Source organism: Flavobacterium collinsii, assembly GCF_902804485.1.
GTDB lineage: Bacteria > Bacteroidota > Bacteroidia > Flavobacteriales > Flavobacteriaceae > Flavobacterium > Flavobacterium collinsii.
This window is the reverse complement of record NZ_CADCST010000148.1, coordinates 67,729-84,769: the sequence shown is the minus strand read 5'-3', so window position 1 is coordinate 84,769 and position 17,041 is coordinate 67,729. Positions and strand designations below refer to the sequence as shown.

General features: G+C 34.6%; 11 protein-coding genes. 4 read left to right on the top strand and 7 right to left on the bottom strand.

The genetic code is table 11. From position 1 onward, the window contains the following. Positions 1 to 86: 86 nt before the first annotated feature. Complete coding sequence (locus tag FLA105534_RS22415; protein ID WP_173968305.1) at positions 87 to 989, top strand: DUF6607 family protein; 903 nt, start codon at positions 87 to 89, stop codon at positions 987 to 989. 510 nt (positions 990 to 1,499) lie between these two features. On the opposite strand, the gene FLA105534_RS22410 is transcribed toward FLA105534_RS22415, so the two are convergent. Together FLA105534_RS22410 and argS are read right to left on the bottom strand one after the other, a co-directional pair. Continuing rightward, positions 1,500 to 2,210 carry a hypothetical protein gene (locus FLA105534_RS22410; protein WP_173968304.1) on the bottom strand — a complete coding sequence of 237 codons (711 nt, stop codon included), beginning with the start codon at positions 2,208 to 2,210 and terminating at the stop codon, positions 1,500 to 1,502. 363 nt (positions 2,211 to 2,573) lie between these two features. Next, positions 2,574 to 4,352 (bottom strand): arginine--tRNA ligase, encoded by a 1,779-nt coding sequence (gene argS, locus FLA105534_RS22405; protein WP_173968303.1) that lies wholly within the window; start codon positions 4,350 to 4,352, stop codon positions 2,574 to 2,576. Between the two features lie 313 nt (positions 4,353 to 4,665). On the opposite strand from argS, the gene FLA105534_RS22400 reads away from it, so the two are divergent. Together FLA105534_RS22400 and FLA105534_RS22395 are read left to right on the top strand one after the other, a co-directional pair. Beyond that, the gene (locus FLA105534_RS22400) at positions 4,666 to 7,080 is read left to right on the top strand and encodes an outer membrane beta-barrel family protein (RefSeq protein WP_173968302.1); all 2,415 of its coding nucleotides are present in this window, start codon (positions 4,666 to 4,668) and stop codon (positions 7,078 to 7,080) included. A gap of 391 nt (positions 7,081 to 7,471) precedes the next feature. Beyond that, a complete protein-coding gene (locus tag FLA105534_RS22395; RefSeq protein ID WP_173968301.1) occupies positions 7,472 to 9,886 on the top strand; it encodes a TonB-dependent receptor domain-containing protein in 2,415 nt (804 codons plus the stop codon). A 95-nt stretch (positions 9,887 to 9,981) separates the two neighbouring features. Here FLA105534_RS22395 and FLA105534_RS22390 read toward each other — a convergent pair whose 3' ends face one another. Together FLA105534_RS22390 and FLA105534_RS22385 are read right to left on the bottom strand one after the other, a co-directional pair. Continuing rightward, positions 9,982 to 10,653: a copper homeostasis protein CutC gene (locus tag FLA105534_RS22390; RefSeq protein ID WP_173968300.1), complete on the bottom strand. Its 672-nt coding sequence runs from the start codon at positions 10,651 to 10,653 to the stop codon at positions 9,982 to 9,984. A gap of 192 nt (positions 10,654 to 10,845) precedes the next feature. Continuing rightward, positions 10,846 to 11,853 (bottom strand): 3-oxoacyl-ACP synthase III family protein, encoded by a 1,008-nt coding sequence (locus tag FLA105534_RS22385; protein WP_173968299.1) that lies wholly within the window; start codon positions 11,851 to 11,853, stop codon positions 10,846 to 10,848. A gap of 263 nt (positions 11,854 to 12,116) precedes the next feature. Here FLA105534_RS22385 and FLA105534_RS22380 point away from each other — a divergent pair, with 263 nt between their 5' ends. Next, positions 12,117 to 14,531, top strand: a complete 2,415-nt coding sequence (locus FLA105534_RS22380; RefSeq protein ID WP_173968298.1) for an alpha/beta hydrolase family protein — start codon at positions 12,117 to 12,119, stop codon at positions 14,529 to 14,531. 113 nt (positions 14,532 to 14,644) lie between these two features. Here the strand turns inward: FLA105534_RS22380 and FLA105534_RS22375 are convergent, their stop codons facing one another. The 3 genes from FLA105534_RS22375 to FLA105534_RS22365 form a co-directional block, all read right to left on the bottom strand. Then, positions 14,645 to 15,595 carry an ABC transporter ATP-binding protein gene (locus tag FLA105534_RS22375; protein ID WP_173968297.1) on the bottom strand — a complete coding sequence of 317 codons (951 nt, stop codon included), beginning with the start codon at positions 15,593 to 15,595 and terminating at the stop codon, positions 14,645 to 14,647. A gap of 105 nt (positions 15,596 to 15,700) precedes the next feature. Then, entirely contained in the window at positions 15,701 to 16,396 is a 696-nt protein-coding gene (locus FLA105534_RS22370; protein WP_173968296.1) for an OmpA family protein, read from the bottom strand. Positions 16,397 to 16,414: 18 nt separating this feature from the next. Further along, positions 16,415 to 16,918, bottom strand: a complete 504-nt coding sequence (locus tag FLA105534_RS22365; RefSeq protein WP_173968295.1) for a lipocalin family protein — start codon at positions 16,916 to 16,918, stop codon at positions 16,415 to 16,417. Positions 16,919 to 17,041 lie beyond the last annotated feature (123 nt).

Sequence of the window (17,041 nt, the reverse complement as noted above, 5' to 3'; positions counted from 1 at the left end):
ATAATGGCGCAAATATATAAACTATTTTTATTTGTTCTAAATAAAATACATATATTTGCGAAAATTTAAAAACAAAATAATACGTTATGATTTCAAAAAGCCTCTATTTTTCAGCTGTTATGGCTTTGACTTGTAGCCTTGGTTTCAGTCAGGATAAAAAACAACAAGACATCAAATCCATCAAATCTATGTGTGGTTGCTACGAAGTGAAGTTTAATTTCGCAGAAACTTTTCAATACGCTAAAGATTCAGCAACTTATAAACCATCAGAAACGAAACACGAATCTGCTTTGGAATGGGTTGAGTTATTAGAAGACACTCCTAACAAAATTGTAATGCAACACTTATTAATAGTAAGTGACGATATGATCATCAAACACTGGAGACAAGACTGGTTGTATGAAAACACTGATTTATACAGTTTTGACAAAGGAACTTCATGGAAATATAAAAAACTGGACAAAAAAGCAGTTAAAGGACAATGGACTCAAAAAGTATATCAGGTAGACGATAGTCCGCGTTATGAAGGATCTTCAACTTGGGTACATGTAGACGGACAAAACTACTGGGCAAACATTGCTGATGCGCCACTACCAAGAAGAGAGCAAACAAAACGTAACGATTATAATGTTTTAAAAAGAAGAAACATTCACGAAATTACTGCTACAGGTTGGAATCATGAGCAAGACAATGACAAATTAGTTCGTGATGACAGCGGAAAAGATGTTTTGTTAGCACAAGAAAAAGGGATGGATGTTTATACTAAAGTAGCAGACATTAAATGTATCGCCGGTCAAAAATGGTGGAAGGAAAACAACGCTCTTTGGAAAAATGTTCGTGACAAATGGCAAACACTTTTTGACAGACACCAGGATTTAAACTTAGAAGCTAAAGTAGACAGAAAAGCTCTTTATTCTCTTTTATTTGATTTAAAACCAACCGCTACAAAAGCAGAAACTGATGCGATCATCAACAAGTTCGTAAAATAAAAATAGTTGTGTTAGTTACAAAAGCCGATAGTTATTGAAACTATCGGCTTTTTTATGCATAAAAAAACCGTCTGAAAATGAATTCAAACGGTCTATTACCTTCTATGTTTAATTAAAAGCTATTAGCTTACTAATTCAAAACAGCATAAATTAACTAATAAAAGGTGAATATCTTTAATCTTTTGTAATAGGTATTGGGATTATTTGCTTTGGATACAACAGAAAAAACTCTTGAGGTGGTGTTTAGAGTCTGTAAATAAAGGCATTAAGATTCCATTATATTTCTTTATTTAAAGTAGGAAAATTAATATATTATTTATTGATACACAAATAAATCTTAGTCTTTTTTTTATATTTTTATAGAAGACTAAAATCCAGTATTTTGACTTCTAAATATGGGAGAAACTAAATAAGAATCGACAAAAGAGCTAAAACAAAAAGAGCCGATAGTTTTACAACTATCGGCTCTTTATTTCTTTCAGAATCAAAAACTAGCTTCCTATAAAAATATTAGTTAGTTTCTTTACATTCAGAATACAAAACAATGTGTTTTGTTAAATCTGTCCATTTAGGCTCAGGATTTGCAGCAATTACTTTCTCACAACTTCCCCATAATGGCACGAATTCTTTTTTATAATCTTTTTTCTTTAATAAAAATGCCGGTGAATCTTTTTTAGCTACGTAGTAAGATTTTGCATCTCCACCAATAAATTTCACTCCGCCAACTCCTAAAGAAGTAGTTTCTTTTGCATAAGGATCACAGTACACTTTAAACTCTTTACTGAATGAAGGATTAAGCAACTGCATTAACAATTTGCTGTTTTTCTTCTTGATTTTTACATCCGCAGTTTCAAAGTAAGCATATCCATCATTTAAAAAATCCTGGTTTAACTTAGTATCATTCCATTTTTTGAAATCCTCAAGAAAATTAAGTTTCTTTCCTAAGTTATCCAATCCACTTGGAGGTAAGTACATAAATTTAATATCTTCTGGTTTTAGTTTGTGTTTTTTTCCAGCTCCGTCTTGTAATTTGATGTACTCGATCAAACCTTTGTCTCTATCAATATCTTTAATAGTACCATTAATTTCAGTACCATCAGCCAAAGTAATGTAAGCTGTTTTACTGTGGGAAAATCCATAAGAAGGCGAAATCAAATCTTGCGCATTTACCGTGCAGCACGCTACCAGAAGCACTAGTAGTAAAAAGGAATTTTTAATCATTTGTTTTTTGGTTAAATTTTTTGCCTACTCTTGCTGTTTTCGGCTTACTCGATTATTTTTTTAACAGAATTCTCTACGTGACGCCCTGTATTTACTGACTTTACAAATCTTTTTTATAAATCATTTTCTTACTGTAAACATAACCATAAAAACGAGATTTACAAATGTTAAATTGTATTTTTTACGCGAAAATTCAACTCAAAAACATTCATTATTTTCGTCTTAATTGCTTTACATTTTTGAGCAAAACACTAATCTAACACATAGAAACATAGATTTTAAAACGTGTAAAAAAACACAAAAAAAAAGAGTCGATAATTTCAATTATCGACTCTTTACATTTTATCTATTGGGCAAAAAAAATTACATTCGCTCCGGAACTTCAATTCCTAATAAAGTAAACGCTGCTTTAATTACCTCAGCAACTTTTTGCGAAAGCTGCACTCTGAATACCTTTTTAGTTAAATCCGTCTCTCCTAATATATGTACCGACTGATAAAACGAATTATACTCTTTTACCAAATCATATGTATAATTAGCAATCAGAGCCGGGCTGTGATTCTGTGCTGCATTTTGAATTACTTCCGGGAAAAGCTCGATTTGTTTTACCAGCTCTTTTTCTTTTTCGTGTAATTCTTCGGTATTGGTTTTAGCCGAAAAATCAAAATCGGCTTTACGGATTATCGACTGGATTCTCGCGTAAGTATACTGAATAAACGGCCCTGTATTTCCGGCAAAATCAACAGATTCTTCCGGATTAAACAAAATACGTTTTTTAGGATCTACTTTTAAAATATAATATTTCAACGCTCCCAGACCAATGGTTTGGTACAATTTTGCTTTTTCTTCCGCCGAATAACTATCCAATTTTCCTAAATCTTCCGAAATTTGTTTGGCTGTGTCCGTCATATCCTGCATCAAATCATCGGCATCTACAACGGTTCCTTCACGGCTTTTCATTTTTCCTGAAGGTAAATCAACCATTCCGTATGATAAATGATACAAGCTTGAAGCCCAGTCAAAACCTAGTTTTTTCAAAATCAGGAATAATACTTTAAAGTGGTAATCCTGTTCATTACCAACTGTGTAAACCATTCCGCCCACATCCGGCATATCTTTTACACGCTGAATTGCGGTTCCGATATCCTGTGTCATATATACAGCAGTTCCATCTGAACGCAAAACAATTTTACGATCCAAACCTTCATCGGTAAGATCAATCCAAACGGAACCGTCCGGATCTTTTTCAAAAACTCCTTTGTCCAGACCTACCTGAACTACGTCTTTTCCTAGCAAATAAGTATTGCTTTCGTAATAGTATTTATCGAAATTAACGCCCAGATTTTTATAAGTAATAGCAAAACCATCGTAAACCCATTGGTTCATCATTTTCCAAAGCGAAATTACCGCTTCATCTCCCGACTCCCATTTTTTAAGCATCTCTTGTGCTTCAATAATAATTGGAGATTGTTTTTTGGCTTCCTCTTCGGTTTTACCAGTTTCCATTAGTTGAGAAATTTCAGCTTTATAAGCTTTATCAAACTCGACATAATATTTACCTACTAATTTATCACCTTTCAAATTTGAACTTTCGAGAGTTTCACCATTTCCAAACTTCTGCCAAGCCAGCATCGATTTACAAATATGGATTCCACGGTCGTTAATAATCTGTGTTTTATATACTTTTTTTCCTGATGCTTTGATAATTTCAGCTACAGAATATCCCAACAAGTTGTTACGCACGTGACCTAAATGCAAAGGTTTATTTGTATTTGGCGAAGAATATTCGACCATAATTGCTTTGTCCTCCGGATTTGGTGTTACATACCCAAACTTTGTATTGTCTTTTATTTCATTGAAGAAATTCAAATAATAACTATCGGCAATGACGATGTTCAAAAATCCCGAAACCACATTAAATCGAGCTACTTCTGAAACATTTTCAACTAAATAATTTCCAATTTTACTGCCTAGTTCAGCAGGATTGCTTTTGATCACTTTCAACAAAGGAAAAATCACCATTGTGATATCGCCTTCAAATTCTTTTCGGGTAGTTTGAAATTCGATTTTTTCAACAGTAACATCAAATAATGCTTGTATTGCTTTTTGTATAGAAGGAGTAAGAATTTGTGATAATGACATGTAAACTTATTTTAAAGTGAGCAAATATACTGCTTATTCGTCAATTACAGAAAATCAAAAACATATTAAATCATATAAAACAATTCTAATTTCTTAAAAACTCTTCGTCTTTAAGTGTTAAAATTATCCAAAAACAAAAACGCTAACCTCTTATAAAACAGCCAGTCTTACAAAATTTTATTTTTTTTTCACTTTTTCTTGTAACATATCTTTGGCAAACGAGTCTTAATAAAGACTTCAAATTGGTTTGAAGGCAAAAAACAAAAACAAAAAAACAATCATCATCAATCCATCAAAAAATCATTATTACATTATGAAACTAAAATTCTTTCTGTTTGTATTACTGGGTGTAATAACAACAGCAAATGCACAGAATTCAGGAAGTGTTTCCGGAAAAATTACTGAAAAATCAAACAATGCTCCTATTTCTTACGCGACCATCTCGGTTAAAGAGAACGGAAAAGTAGTCGCGGGAGTTAATTCTGATGATCACGGAGATTTCTCTATCAAAAACCTGGCTTTAAAAAGTTATACGATCGAAATTCAATATATTGGATTTAGAAAATATATAGGTTCTTTAATTTTGAGCGACAACAAAAAAACAGCTACAATTAATGTATCGCTTGAAGAAGAGGCAACTCAACTTAAAGGAGTTAATATCGTAAGCGAGCGTTCGACAATCGAACAAAAAATTGACCGAAAAGTAATTACTGTCGGAAAAGATTTGACTACTGCCGGAGCTTCGGCATCTGATATTATGAACAACATTCCATCTGTGAATGTAGATCAGGACGGAAAACTTTCGCTTCGCGGAAACGATAATGTTCGTGTATTGATTGACGGAAGACCTTCGAATATTGATCCTGCTCAGTTGTTGAAACAAATTCCATCTACCTCTATCAAAAAAATTGAGTTGATTACCAACCCAAGTGCCAAGTACAATCCGGAAGGAATGTCAGGTATTATCAATATCATTTTACACAAAAACAGCAATACTGGTTTCAACGGAAGCTACAGTGGCGGAATCACTTTTGGAGAAGTTGCCAAATACAATCAGTCTTTAGATTTGAACTATAAAACCGGAAAAGTAAATTTCTTTGGTAACGTAGGACAAAATTTCGGAACTTATTATAACGATGGTTTCATCAACAGATACGATCAGGACATTCGTCAGAAAATTGATGTTGTGAACGAAAATGATTCTTACCTGTATAAAATTGGAATGGATTATTTTATCAATGACCACAATACTATATCTTTTTATACCAATCAGAACAAATCAAACGGTAAGTTTTTTGTAGACACGAATATTGATTACAGCAATGTAAACAGTTCTGACATTAAGAATATGTTACAGAAATCAAAATATACAGGTCCGGATAACGTAGGAACTTACAATTTGGCTTACAAACATATCTTTAAAAAAGAAGGTCATACTTTAGATTTTGAAGCCAACTACAGCAACAATAAAGAAACGCAAAATGCTGGTTTTGATACACAAATAAGAAAAAAAGACAATACTACAGACAACCAGTCTTATATCGATTATATTGCTGGTACTCGTAAATTAAGTACTTTAAATGTTGATTACGTAAATCCATTAAACGACAAAACAACTCTTGAAGCAGGTGCCGAAGCCAGAATTACAAAAACGGATAACGATTATATCACTGGTAATCCGCTTGCAGCACTTCCAGTTTCTAATTACACTTACGATACTGATATTTACTCTGCTTATGTAACATTTGGTCAGAAATTTAAAAAATTTAGTTATCAGGTAGGAGCTCGTTTTGAAAGCTATAAAGTTGTAGCCAACTTAAATCATGGTCTGGATAAATTTAATGATGATTATATCACCTTATACCCATCTGCTTATTTGACGTATAACCTGAATGAGAAAAACACTTTCCAATTGAGCTACAGCCGTCGTGTTGACCGTCCGAGTTTAGAACAAACAAAACCTATTCGTGAATTTTCTACGCCGTTAATCACAGCATTAGGAAATCCTGAATTAAGACCTCAATTTACGAATTCAGTTGAAGTAAACTATACTAAAACTTTCGAAAAAGGAAGCTTTACGGCAGGTGTTTTTGTAAGAAGCATCAACGACCAAATCAGCAGAGTTTTACTTCCGGATGACACTGACCCAAGTGGTAACAAACAAATCCTGACGTATTCGAACTTTGATAACAATACTTCTTATGGTTTTGAAGCTTCGTTCACTTATAAAATTGCAAAATGGTGGGATATTTCACCATCTATTGACTTCTCAAGCATTAACCAACAAGGTATAGTGTTTGTATACGATCCGGTAACTCAAAAAAGCAGCCCTCTGGATAGAAAAATTACTGTTGGTGCTTTTAATGGACGTATGAATTCAAACTTCAAAGTAAATAAACGTTTAAGCTTTTTATTATTCGGATTTTACAGAGGAGAAGTTGAAGGTCTTCAAAATAACAGCCATGCAATGTATAAAATGGATATGGGATCCCGTTATACTTTGTTAAACAATAAAATGAACATTAGCTTACGTTTTAACGACGTATTCAATACAATGAAATATGCTTTTGATTCTCAGTATCCTTATTCACACTCAGGACAATTTACATGGGAGAGTCAGACGGTTTATTTAGGTTTAACATACAACTTTGGAGGGGCGAAAATCAAAAACCTACAACGTAAACAAAGAGAAGACAATACGAATAAAGGCGGTGGAGGATTATTCTAATCTAACATTACCAATCGATTTTAATAGTTTTGTATAAAAATGAAGAAGCCTGGAGTTTGCCAACTCCGGGCTTTTTTTATGAGTATTGGACAACTTTAGTTAAAATTGAATCGCTGTTTTATTCCTGCCATACTTACAATAATTAAGACTCGCCTCCTGTGTTACCTCCTTATTCTATTGAAGAAAATAAAAAATCATCCGGAATCTAAACCTACAAATTGTTAAAATTATCAAAAATTTAAAAACTAATTTACTCTAAAACAGCACCTCACAAAAAATACACTTTTAATTTTAATTTTTACTGTAACATCGGATTGGAAAGAAGGTCTCTACTGATACATTTTGAAATATTTCAAAAGAAACAATCATCAATCAAATCAATCACATGTTCATGAAATTAAAATTACTTTTACTAGTCTTACTGACTACAATGACAACTCTTCAGGCACAAACTTTCGGAACTGTTTCCGGAAAAGTTACCGAAAAATCAAACCATGCTCCTATCTCTTATGCTACCGTTTCACTTAAAGACAATGGAAAAATTGTCTTAGGAGTTAACACTGATGATAATGGCAATTTTACCATTAAAAATCTGGCTTTAAAAAATTACACGATCGAAATTCAATATATCGGATTTAAGAAATACACGGGATCTGTTATTTTAAGCGAAAATCAAAAAGAGGCTATTATCAAGATCGCTCTTGAAGAAGAAGCAACTCAGCTTAAAGGTGTAAACATTATTAGCGAGCGTTCAACCATTGAACAAAAACTGGATCGAAAAGTAATTACAGTTGGTAAAGACCTGACCACCGCCGGAGCAACAGCTTCTGAGATTATGAATAATATTCCATCTGTCAATGTAGATCAGAACGGGAAAATTTCACTTCGTGGCAATGAAAATGTAAGAGTATTAATTGACGGAAGACCCAGTAATATTGATCCGGCTCAATTGCTAAAACAAATCCCGTCTACCTCTATCAAAAAAATTGAGTTGATTACCAATCCAAGTGCCAAATACAATCCGGAGGGAATGTCAGGAATCATCAACATTATTTTACTTAAAAATACCAATATAGGTTTTAACGGGAGTTACAGCGGTGGAATAACTATTGGCGAAGCTACGAAACATAATCAATCTCTGAATTTGAATTACAAAAACGGAAAAGTAAATTTTTATGGAAACGCCGGTCAAAATTTCGGAACCTATTTTTTCGATAGCTCTCTTCAAAGATTCGATCAGGATACTCGTCAACAAATAGACTTTAAATCAAATGCCGATTCACATCTCTATAAAATTGGTATGGATTATTTTATTGACGCACAAAACACTATTTCTTTTTACACTAATCAAAGTAAATACAATCAGGACGTATTTGTTGACGCCAATATAAACTACAATAATAATCCTGAAATCACCAACATCTTGCAAAATTCCAGATACTTTGGACCTCAAAAACTGGGAACTTATAATCTGGCGTACAAACATCTCTTTAAAAAAGAAGGCCACACCCTGGACATTGAAGGAAACTACAGTAATTACAATGCAACTCAACAAGGAAATTTTAACACTCAAAACAGTTCTCCTGACCATACCGTAAAAAAGGTAAGCCATACTGATTTAAACAAAAGCCATCGCAAACTAAGTACAGTAAACCTGGACTATGTTAATCCTATAAACGAAAAGACAACTCTCGAACTGGGTGCCGAAGCCAGGATCACAAAATCTGAGAATAATTATGCCCTAACAAACCCTTCTGATCTTACCGGAAATCAACCGATACATTATACTTATGATACTGATATTTATTCTGCTTATGCCACCTTTGGTCAGAAATTCAGTAAATTCAGTTATCAATTAGGAGCTCGTTTTGAAAGCTATAAAGCAGCTGCTAATTTTAATTCTGGCCAGGATAAGTTTAATGATGATTATTTAACGCTCTATCCATCGGCCTATTTTACCTATACTCTAAATGCAAAAAACACCATACAGCTTAGTTATAGCCGTCGTGTAGACCGCCCTAGTTTAGAGCAGACAAGACCAATTCGTGAGTTTTCTACCCCACTGGTAACGACATTAGGAAATCCGGAACTAAGACCTCAATTTACTAATTCAGTAGAGCTTAATTATACTAAAACCTTAGAAAAGGGAAGTTTTACTTTTGGAGTTTACGTCAGAAGTATCAACGATCAGATCAGCAGGATCACATATCCGGACAAGACGGATACTGCAGGTAATAAACTAATCGAATCTTATACCAACTTTGACCGTAACTCTGCTTATGGATTTGAAGCTTCTTTTAATTACAAAATCACAAAATGGTGGGACATCTCTCCGTCTATTGACTTTTCAAGTATCAATCAACAAGGAATTGTTTTTTCACTGAATCCTACAACAAACATAGGAATACCACTTGAGCGAAAAATTACAGTTTCGGCTTTAAACAGCCGTATCAGTTCTAATTTTAAACTCAACAAACGCATGAGCTTTTTACTATTCGGATTCTACACCATGCCAACTGACGGCCTGCAAAGTAACAGTCATGAAATGTACAAAATCGATGCAGGCGCTCGTTATACTTTGCTAAACGACAAAATGAATATAAGCCTTCGCTTTAATGATATTTTCGATACTATGAAATATTCTTTTGATGCGCAATATCCTTATCCGCACGCAGGACAGAACACTTGGGAAAACCAAACTGTTTATTTAGGTCTGACTTATAATTTTGGAGGGGCAAAAATTACCGGTATGAACCGTAAAGAAAGAGGGGAAAACAATATCGGCAGCAGCAGTGGAGTCCTTTAATACCGTTTTCATAACCAAAGTTTAGTTATTTATTTGAAAATAAAAGTCCGGAGTTACGAAACTCCGGACTTTTGTCATTTATATATTGATTCCGTTTACAGGAAGTTTTTTAATTCTTTTATTTCCTCAGGATTTGCTTTTTCGGTTTGATCTGTAATCGCAGACGAGTGATAAAAAGTAGGCTGCAATTTTTCCTGTAATAATTTGATATTTGAAGAGCGCAAACCGCCTCCGGGCATAATTTCAATTCGGTCAGCCGCTAATTTTTGGATAACTGCTAAATCAAAAATTCCTTCTTCAACATTTTTACCCCTTCCGGAAGTTAGTATTGTTTGAAAACCGCATCCAATTACATCTTCCAATCCTTGTTCGATAGAATTTACAACATCAAAAGCACGGTGAAAAGTACACGAAAGCGGACTAGCTAATTGTACCAATTCCAGATTCTGCTCTTTATTAACACTACCGTCCTGATTTAAAATTCCAAAAACAAAACCATCAACTCCAAGTGCTTTAAATTGTTTAATATCTTGTTTCATTTCCAGAAACTCTTCTTCTGTATAAACAAAATCACCACCGCGAGGCCGGATGATTACATGCATTTTAATGGTTAGTTTTTCCCGAACTCTTTCTGCTGTTATCAAATTTGGCGTTGTCCCGCCAACCTGCATATCATCGCACAATTCGATTCTGTCCGCACCATTGTCTTGTGAAATTATTGCCGATTCGTAATTGAAACAGGCTATTTCCAGTTGATTTTTTTTCATTTGATTGATTTAAAAAATTGCATCGGCTTGATGATGCTGAACAAAAATATAAATTAAAAACGGAACGGTCAAAGCGAGAGAAGTCAAAGGTTAGGGAAGCAAGAACGATGACTTCGACTCCGCTCAGCCTGACATAAAAAAAACCTGCTCTAAAAAAGAGCAGGTTTTGAAATATAATGCAAGATGAATTAATTACCATTTAATAATTGCGCTTGCCCAGGTAAAACCACTACCAAAAGCAGCCAAAACCACTGTATCTCCTGATTTAATTTTTCCTTGCTCCCATGCTTCAGTCAAAGCAATCGGAATAGAGGCAGCAGTAGTATTTCCGTACTTTTGAATATTATTATGTACCTGATCATCACTCAATTTGAATTTATTTTGAATGAATTGCGAAATTCTTAAATTAGCCTGATGTGGAATCAACATATCGATATCTGAAACCTGTAAGCCGTTTGCTTCTAATCCTTCATTGATTACTTCCGCAAAACGAACTACAGCATTTTTAAATACAAATTGTCCATTCATGTACGGATAATAACTTTCGTCATTTGGATCATTATCCGCAATAATATCAGTCACCCAACGCGCTCCCATTCCCGGTGCCTGCAAAGCCAATTCTTCGGCATGCTGTCCTTCTGAATGCAAATGCGTAGATAAAATTCCTTTTGTCAAATCTTCTTCACGGCTTAAAACCGCTGCTCCTGCTCCATCTCCAAAAATTACCGACACGCCACGACCACGAGTAGTCATATCCAGTCCTGTCGAATGTACTTCCGAACCAATCACCAGAATATTTTTGTACATTCCGGTTTTGATATATTGATCAGCTACCGACAATGCGTACACAAAACCTGAACATTGATTTCTAACATCCAGCGCTCCTACCGTACGCAATCCTAAATCACGTTGTACCAAAACTCCCGGCCCTGGAAAATAATAATCGGGACTTAAGGTCGCAAAAACTACAAAATCAATATCTTCTTTGGCTACGCCAGAACGTTCTATAGCAATTTTAGCTGCTTTTACTCCCATTGTAGTTGTGGTGTCTTCTCCACGAATAATATGTCTACGCTCCTGAATTCCAGTTCTCTCCTGAATCCATTCATCATTGGTATCAATTATCTTAGACAAATCATCGTTGGTCACAACATTTGAAGGGACATAATATCCTAAGCCCGCTATTTTTGAATGATACATATTGTTTTATTATTTGTTAAAAAATTGTAATGCAAATTTAAGTATACTTTAAAACATTAGCGTCCAAATTAGTGTTTTTTTCGTAATTGGCAATTTAATATACTTTAATTATACACCGAATTCTGACAGATTAAATTCCGAAAAAACAGTTTTAGCCTCAAATACATGAAAAGTATCAAAAATAACGCATAAAATGTAACAAGTTTAAAGTACTTTAGTCAAACATATACGAATACCTATTTTAAATCCCTAAAATTCAAATTATGAAATTAAAGGTCACATTACTCTTATTTCTTAACGTTGGCTTTTTTGCCTTTGCACAGGAAAATCTCACCTACCAAAAACCATCGAAATCTATTTTAGATTTAGCCGATTACGAAAAAGCTCCTACGGTATCTATGGATACTAAAAAAGAAAATATGCTACTGTTGTACAGGAGCACATACAAAACACTTGATGATTTAAATCAGGACGAACTTCGTTTGGGAGGTTTAAGAATTAATCCGGTAACAAACATTTCCAGTTCGGTAACGTATACCACCAATCTTAAATTAAAAAAAATTAACGGTAAAGAAGGAGAAGTTCAGGTTGCAGGATTACCGGAAAACCCAAAAATAAGCAATATCCTTTGGTCTCCAAATGACAAGAAAATATTGTTTTCGCACACCACAAGTACTGGTGTTGAACTTTGGTTTGTGGATGTTGCAACTGCAAAAGCAACAAAACTTACCGAGGCAACGGTCAATGCCAATCTGGGAAATCCGTTTAGCTGGTTTTTAGACAACGAAACTATTTTGGTGAAAATGCTTCCGAAAAACAGAAAACCACTGTTGGATGCTAAAAAAGATCTTCCAACAGGTCCGATTGTCTCTAACACTGCGGGAACAAAATCTCAAAACAGAACATACCCTGATATGTTGAAAAATCAAAATGACGAAATTAATTTTGAAAATATCATTACTTCTGAACTGTATAAAGTTAATCTTAACGGAACTGCCACTTTATTTAAAGAAGCAGCAATGTATTCCGGTGAAAGAATTTCGCCAGACGGTAACTTCATTATGTTAACAACGATTCAAAAACCGTTTTCATATGTGGTGCCTTTATACAGATTCCCATCCCGAACTATTGTTTATGATGCAAGAGGAAAAGAGATTAAATTAGTTAACGACGTTCCGTTAAACGAAATAATCCCAAAAGGTTTTATGGCTGTTCGAAAAGGGAAAAGAGAAATGGCCTGGAGAAATGACAAACCGGCAACCTTATCTTATGTAGTGGCTTTGGACGAAGGAGATCCTGCAAACAAAGTCGATTTTAGAGATGAAGTTTTTCTTTGGGACGCTCCTTTTACAAATGAAGGAACTTCTTTAGTAAAAGTACCACAACGTTACGCCGATATTACATGGGGGAACGACAACATTGCTTTTTTAACGGATCAATGGTACGACACCCGTAATACAAAAATCTATTTGATCAATCCATCAAATCCTGCCCAACAACCAAAAGTGATTACAGACAGAAACCAACAGGATGTTTATTCAGATCCGGGAGTTTTTGAAACCAGAAAGAACGAATACAACAAATATGTTCTGGCAATTGAAAAAGACAATGCTTATCGTATTGGAGAAGGATACACAAAAGAAGGACAATTTCCTTTTATAGATGAATTCAATCTAAAAACATTACAATCAAAACGCATCTATACTTCAGCTTACAAAGACAAAAAAGAAGATTTAATCGAAATTGAAGATTTTAAATCAGGAAAAGTTTTAGTACAAATTCAGTCTAAGAGTGAATATCCGAATTATTACTTTAGAAATATTAAAAAGCAAAACAGCTTAACACCGATTACTTCTTTCAAGAATCCGTTTGAAAGCATTAAAAATGTGAGCAAAGAAGTGATCAAATACAAACGTAAAGATGGTGTTGAACTTTCAGGAACTTTATACTTACCAGCTGGTTATGATAAAGTAAAAAAAGAAAAATTACCTTTATTGATCTGGGCTTACCCTGCTGAATACAAGGACAAAAACAGCGCGGGACAATCAACTCAAAATTCAAACGAATTCACAACTCCTTATTACGGATCATTCGTCTATTGGGTAACTAAAGGATATGTGGTTTTAGACGATGCTGCTTTCCCAATCATTGGTGAAGGTACTACGGAACCAAATGATAATTTCATTTCTCAGTTGGTAGACAACGCTGCTGCGGCAATTGATGCCGTTGATGCTTTAGGATACATCAACCGCAAAAAAGTAGCTGTTGGAGGACATTCCTATGGTGCTTTTATGACTGCAAACTTACTGACACACTCGAACCTTTTTGCTTGTGGAATTGCCCGAAGCGGTGCTTACAACAGAACGCTGACCCCATTTGGATTCCAGACTGAACAACGTAATTACTGGGAAGTTCCAGAAGTTTACACAGCAATGTCTCCTTTTATGAATGCAGACAAAATGAAAACACCTCTTTTGTTAGTACATGGTGAAGCCGACAATAATCCAGGAACTTTTACTTTACAGACAGAGCGTTATTATCAGGCTTTGAAAGGTTTGGGAGCTACCGCAAGAATGGTTATCCTGCCTAAAGAGGCACATAGTTATGTTGCCAAAGAAAACATCCTACACCTACTTTGGGAACAAGATCAGTTTTTAGAAAAGTATTTAAAAAACTAGACTTCTTTAAATAATGTATAAATAAAACCCCGACAGTTAAAAAAGCTGTCGGGATTTTTATTTTTATAATATTAAAAAGAATTATCTAATTTTCTAATGGACAAATTATCTAATTACAAATAATTCAAACCTAAAAATATTTCCTGTTCAAGAGGCAAATCGATTTCACTTTCAAAAAACACCAGCTGTCTTTTATAAACTGTTTCAATAAGATAATGATTCCCTCTAAAATAAGTTCTCCTGATTTTTACTGGCAGATTCGATTCTGTAACCATTTTAAATTGATGTGGATATACCAGGGTTTTATGCGTTTGATCTTCATAAGGAACCAACAGATAAGTAGGAACTTCGTTAACCTCTCCAAAAAGAGATGCTACGTACTTCGTTTCAGGATCTTCATAAATTTTAGTTGGATTATCCTTAACCAGAACCTCTCCATTTCGCATCACAATTGCTTCATCGGCAAATGACAAAGCATCTGTACTGTCGTGTGTTGCAATGATGCAGGTAATTCCTTTTTGCTTTAAGTAACGAAATAAATTTCGGCGTAATGCATTTTTTCTGAAAGCATCAATTTGACTGAAGGGTTCGTCCAATAAAATCACTTCGGGTTCCAAAGCCAGAACTCGCACCAGCGCCACTCTTTGCTGCTGTCCACCGCTCAAAAACTTAGCTTTTACGTTCGAGAACTGCTCCATTTCTACCATTTCCAACAATTCCTGAACGCGCAATTTTTTCATATTTGCAAAACCATTCGACAGAAACTTCCCTACATTTTCGGCCACTGTTTCAAAAGGAGACAAATCAAAATCCTGTGCCAGATATTTCATAAAAGGCATTCCGGGAATCAGATTGTATTTTGGACCTAAAATAGGTTTTTCATTGTAAAAAATCTTGCCTTCGTCTAAGTTGTACAAGCCGTACATTAACTTTAGGAGTGTACTTTTTCCGCAGCCGCTCTCACCAATAATGGCAATATTCTCACCTTTATTTATAGTAAAAGAAACATTTTTTATAACAGGGTTTTCGGTATACGAAAAAGAAATATTTTGAATGTCAAGCATGGGTTATATTTGAAAGGCCAAATTTACAATGTTTAATTTCTAAAGTCAAAAAAAAGCTGCTTCAATTATGAAACAGCTTTTAAGAAATTTTATTGCGTTCGAAAATTATTTTCCAGCCTGAGCTTTAGCGTCATTTACCATTTTATCATTTGCAGTGATCGAAAACTCTACACGACGGTTTTGTGCTCTTCCTTCAGGAGTATCGTTTGGTGCAATTGGATCAACAATACCTAGACCTGAAGTTTTAAAACGGCTTGATTTTAATCCTTTAGAAACTAAATAAGCCTGTACAGAAGCAGCTCTTTGTCCTGAAAGCGTCAGGTTGTACTCTGGTCTTCCAGTATTATCAGTGTATCCAAAAATTTGAATATCAGTATCTCCATATTCGCTAAATACTGGTACCAATTTATCTAGATTAGCTTTAGCCTGCGGTGTTAAAGAAGATTTATTCGTATCAAAACGAACTGCATTTTCATTTAAGGTTAAGTGAATTCCTTCTCCTACTCTTTCTACATCTGCACCTGGTAAAGCCTGATCAATTTCACGGGCTTGTTTGTCCATTTTATTTCCAATTAGAGCACCTGTTCCTCCACCTACAGCAGCTCCAATTGCAGCTCCTAAGGCAGCGTTTCCGCCTTTTCCTAGGTTATTTCCTAAAACAGCCCCTATAATACCACCCGCAACTACTCCAATTCCGGCTCCTTTTTGAGTATTATTTGCATTTTTTACGGAATCACAACTTGTAAAAAAACTTGCCAATACAAGTAAACTACTCAAACCTAAAACTGTTATTTTTCTCATCTTTCTCTATTTTTAATATTAATTGGCTCTTTGAAACTGGTAAACTACATCTTTCGTTTGTCCACCCACATTAATGTTATCGATCAACTGAAATGAACTCTCAGTTAAACCTGCAACTTTTAGTAAGTAACCATCTCTCACTTTTTTTGCTTTGATACCGGCATCCAGAATCTTAAGCACAAACAATCCCTGATTGTTAATACTCCAAACAATCGGAGAACTAAATCCGGTGCAGCTTGCTGCTGTCAAAGCCATTGTTCCCTTATTATTATTGGAGATAAAACTCCACGTACTTCCAATAAAACATTTAGAATCTGCAAGATCGAAAGAATTTACCTTGATATATTCAGAACCTGGATAAGACACATTGGTTAACACCCAATTTCCTTTAAGAGCTACTTGAGAAGGTCTGTCAAGTTTAGTCGATAACGTAGTTGCTCCAGATGAAGCTGTTGTAGACGAAGCTGATTTACACGCGAAAAACATCGTGGCGATCATGCAAATGAAAATAATTTTCTTCATTTTGTACATTTTTTTTAGAGTTAATACTGACACGTTTAACAATTATTATACCACAAAGATACAATTCATAGGGATACCTTCCGTTTCAGAATCTAATTATTTTCTTTCAAGATTAACACTTGC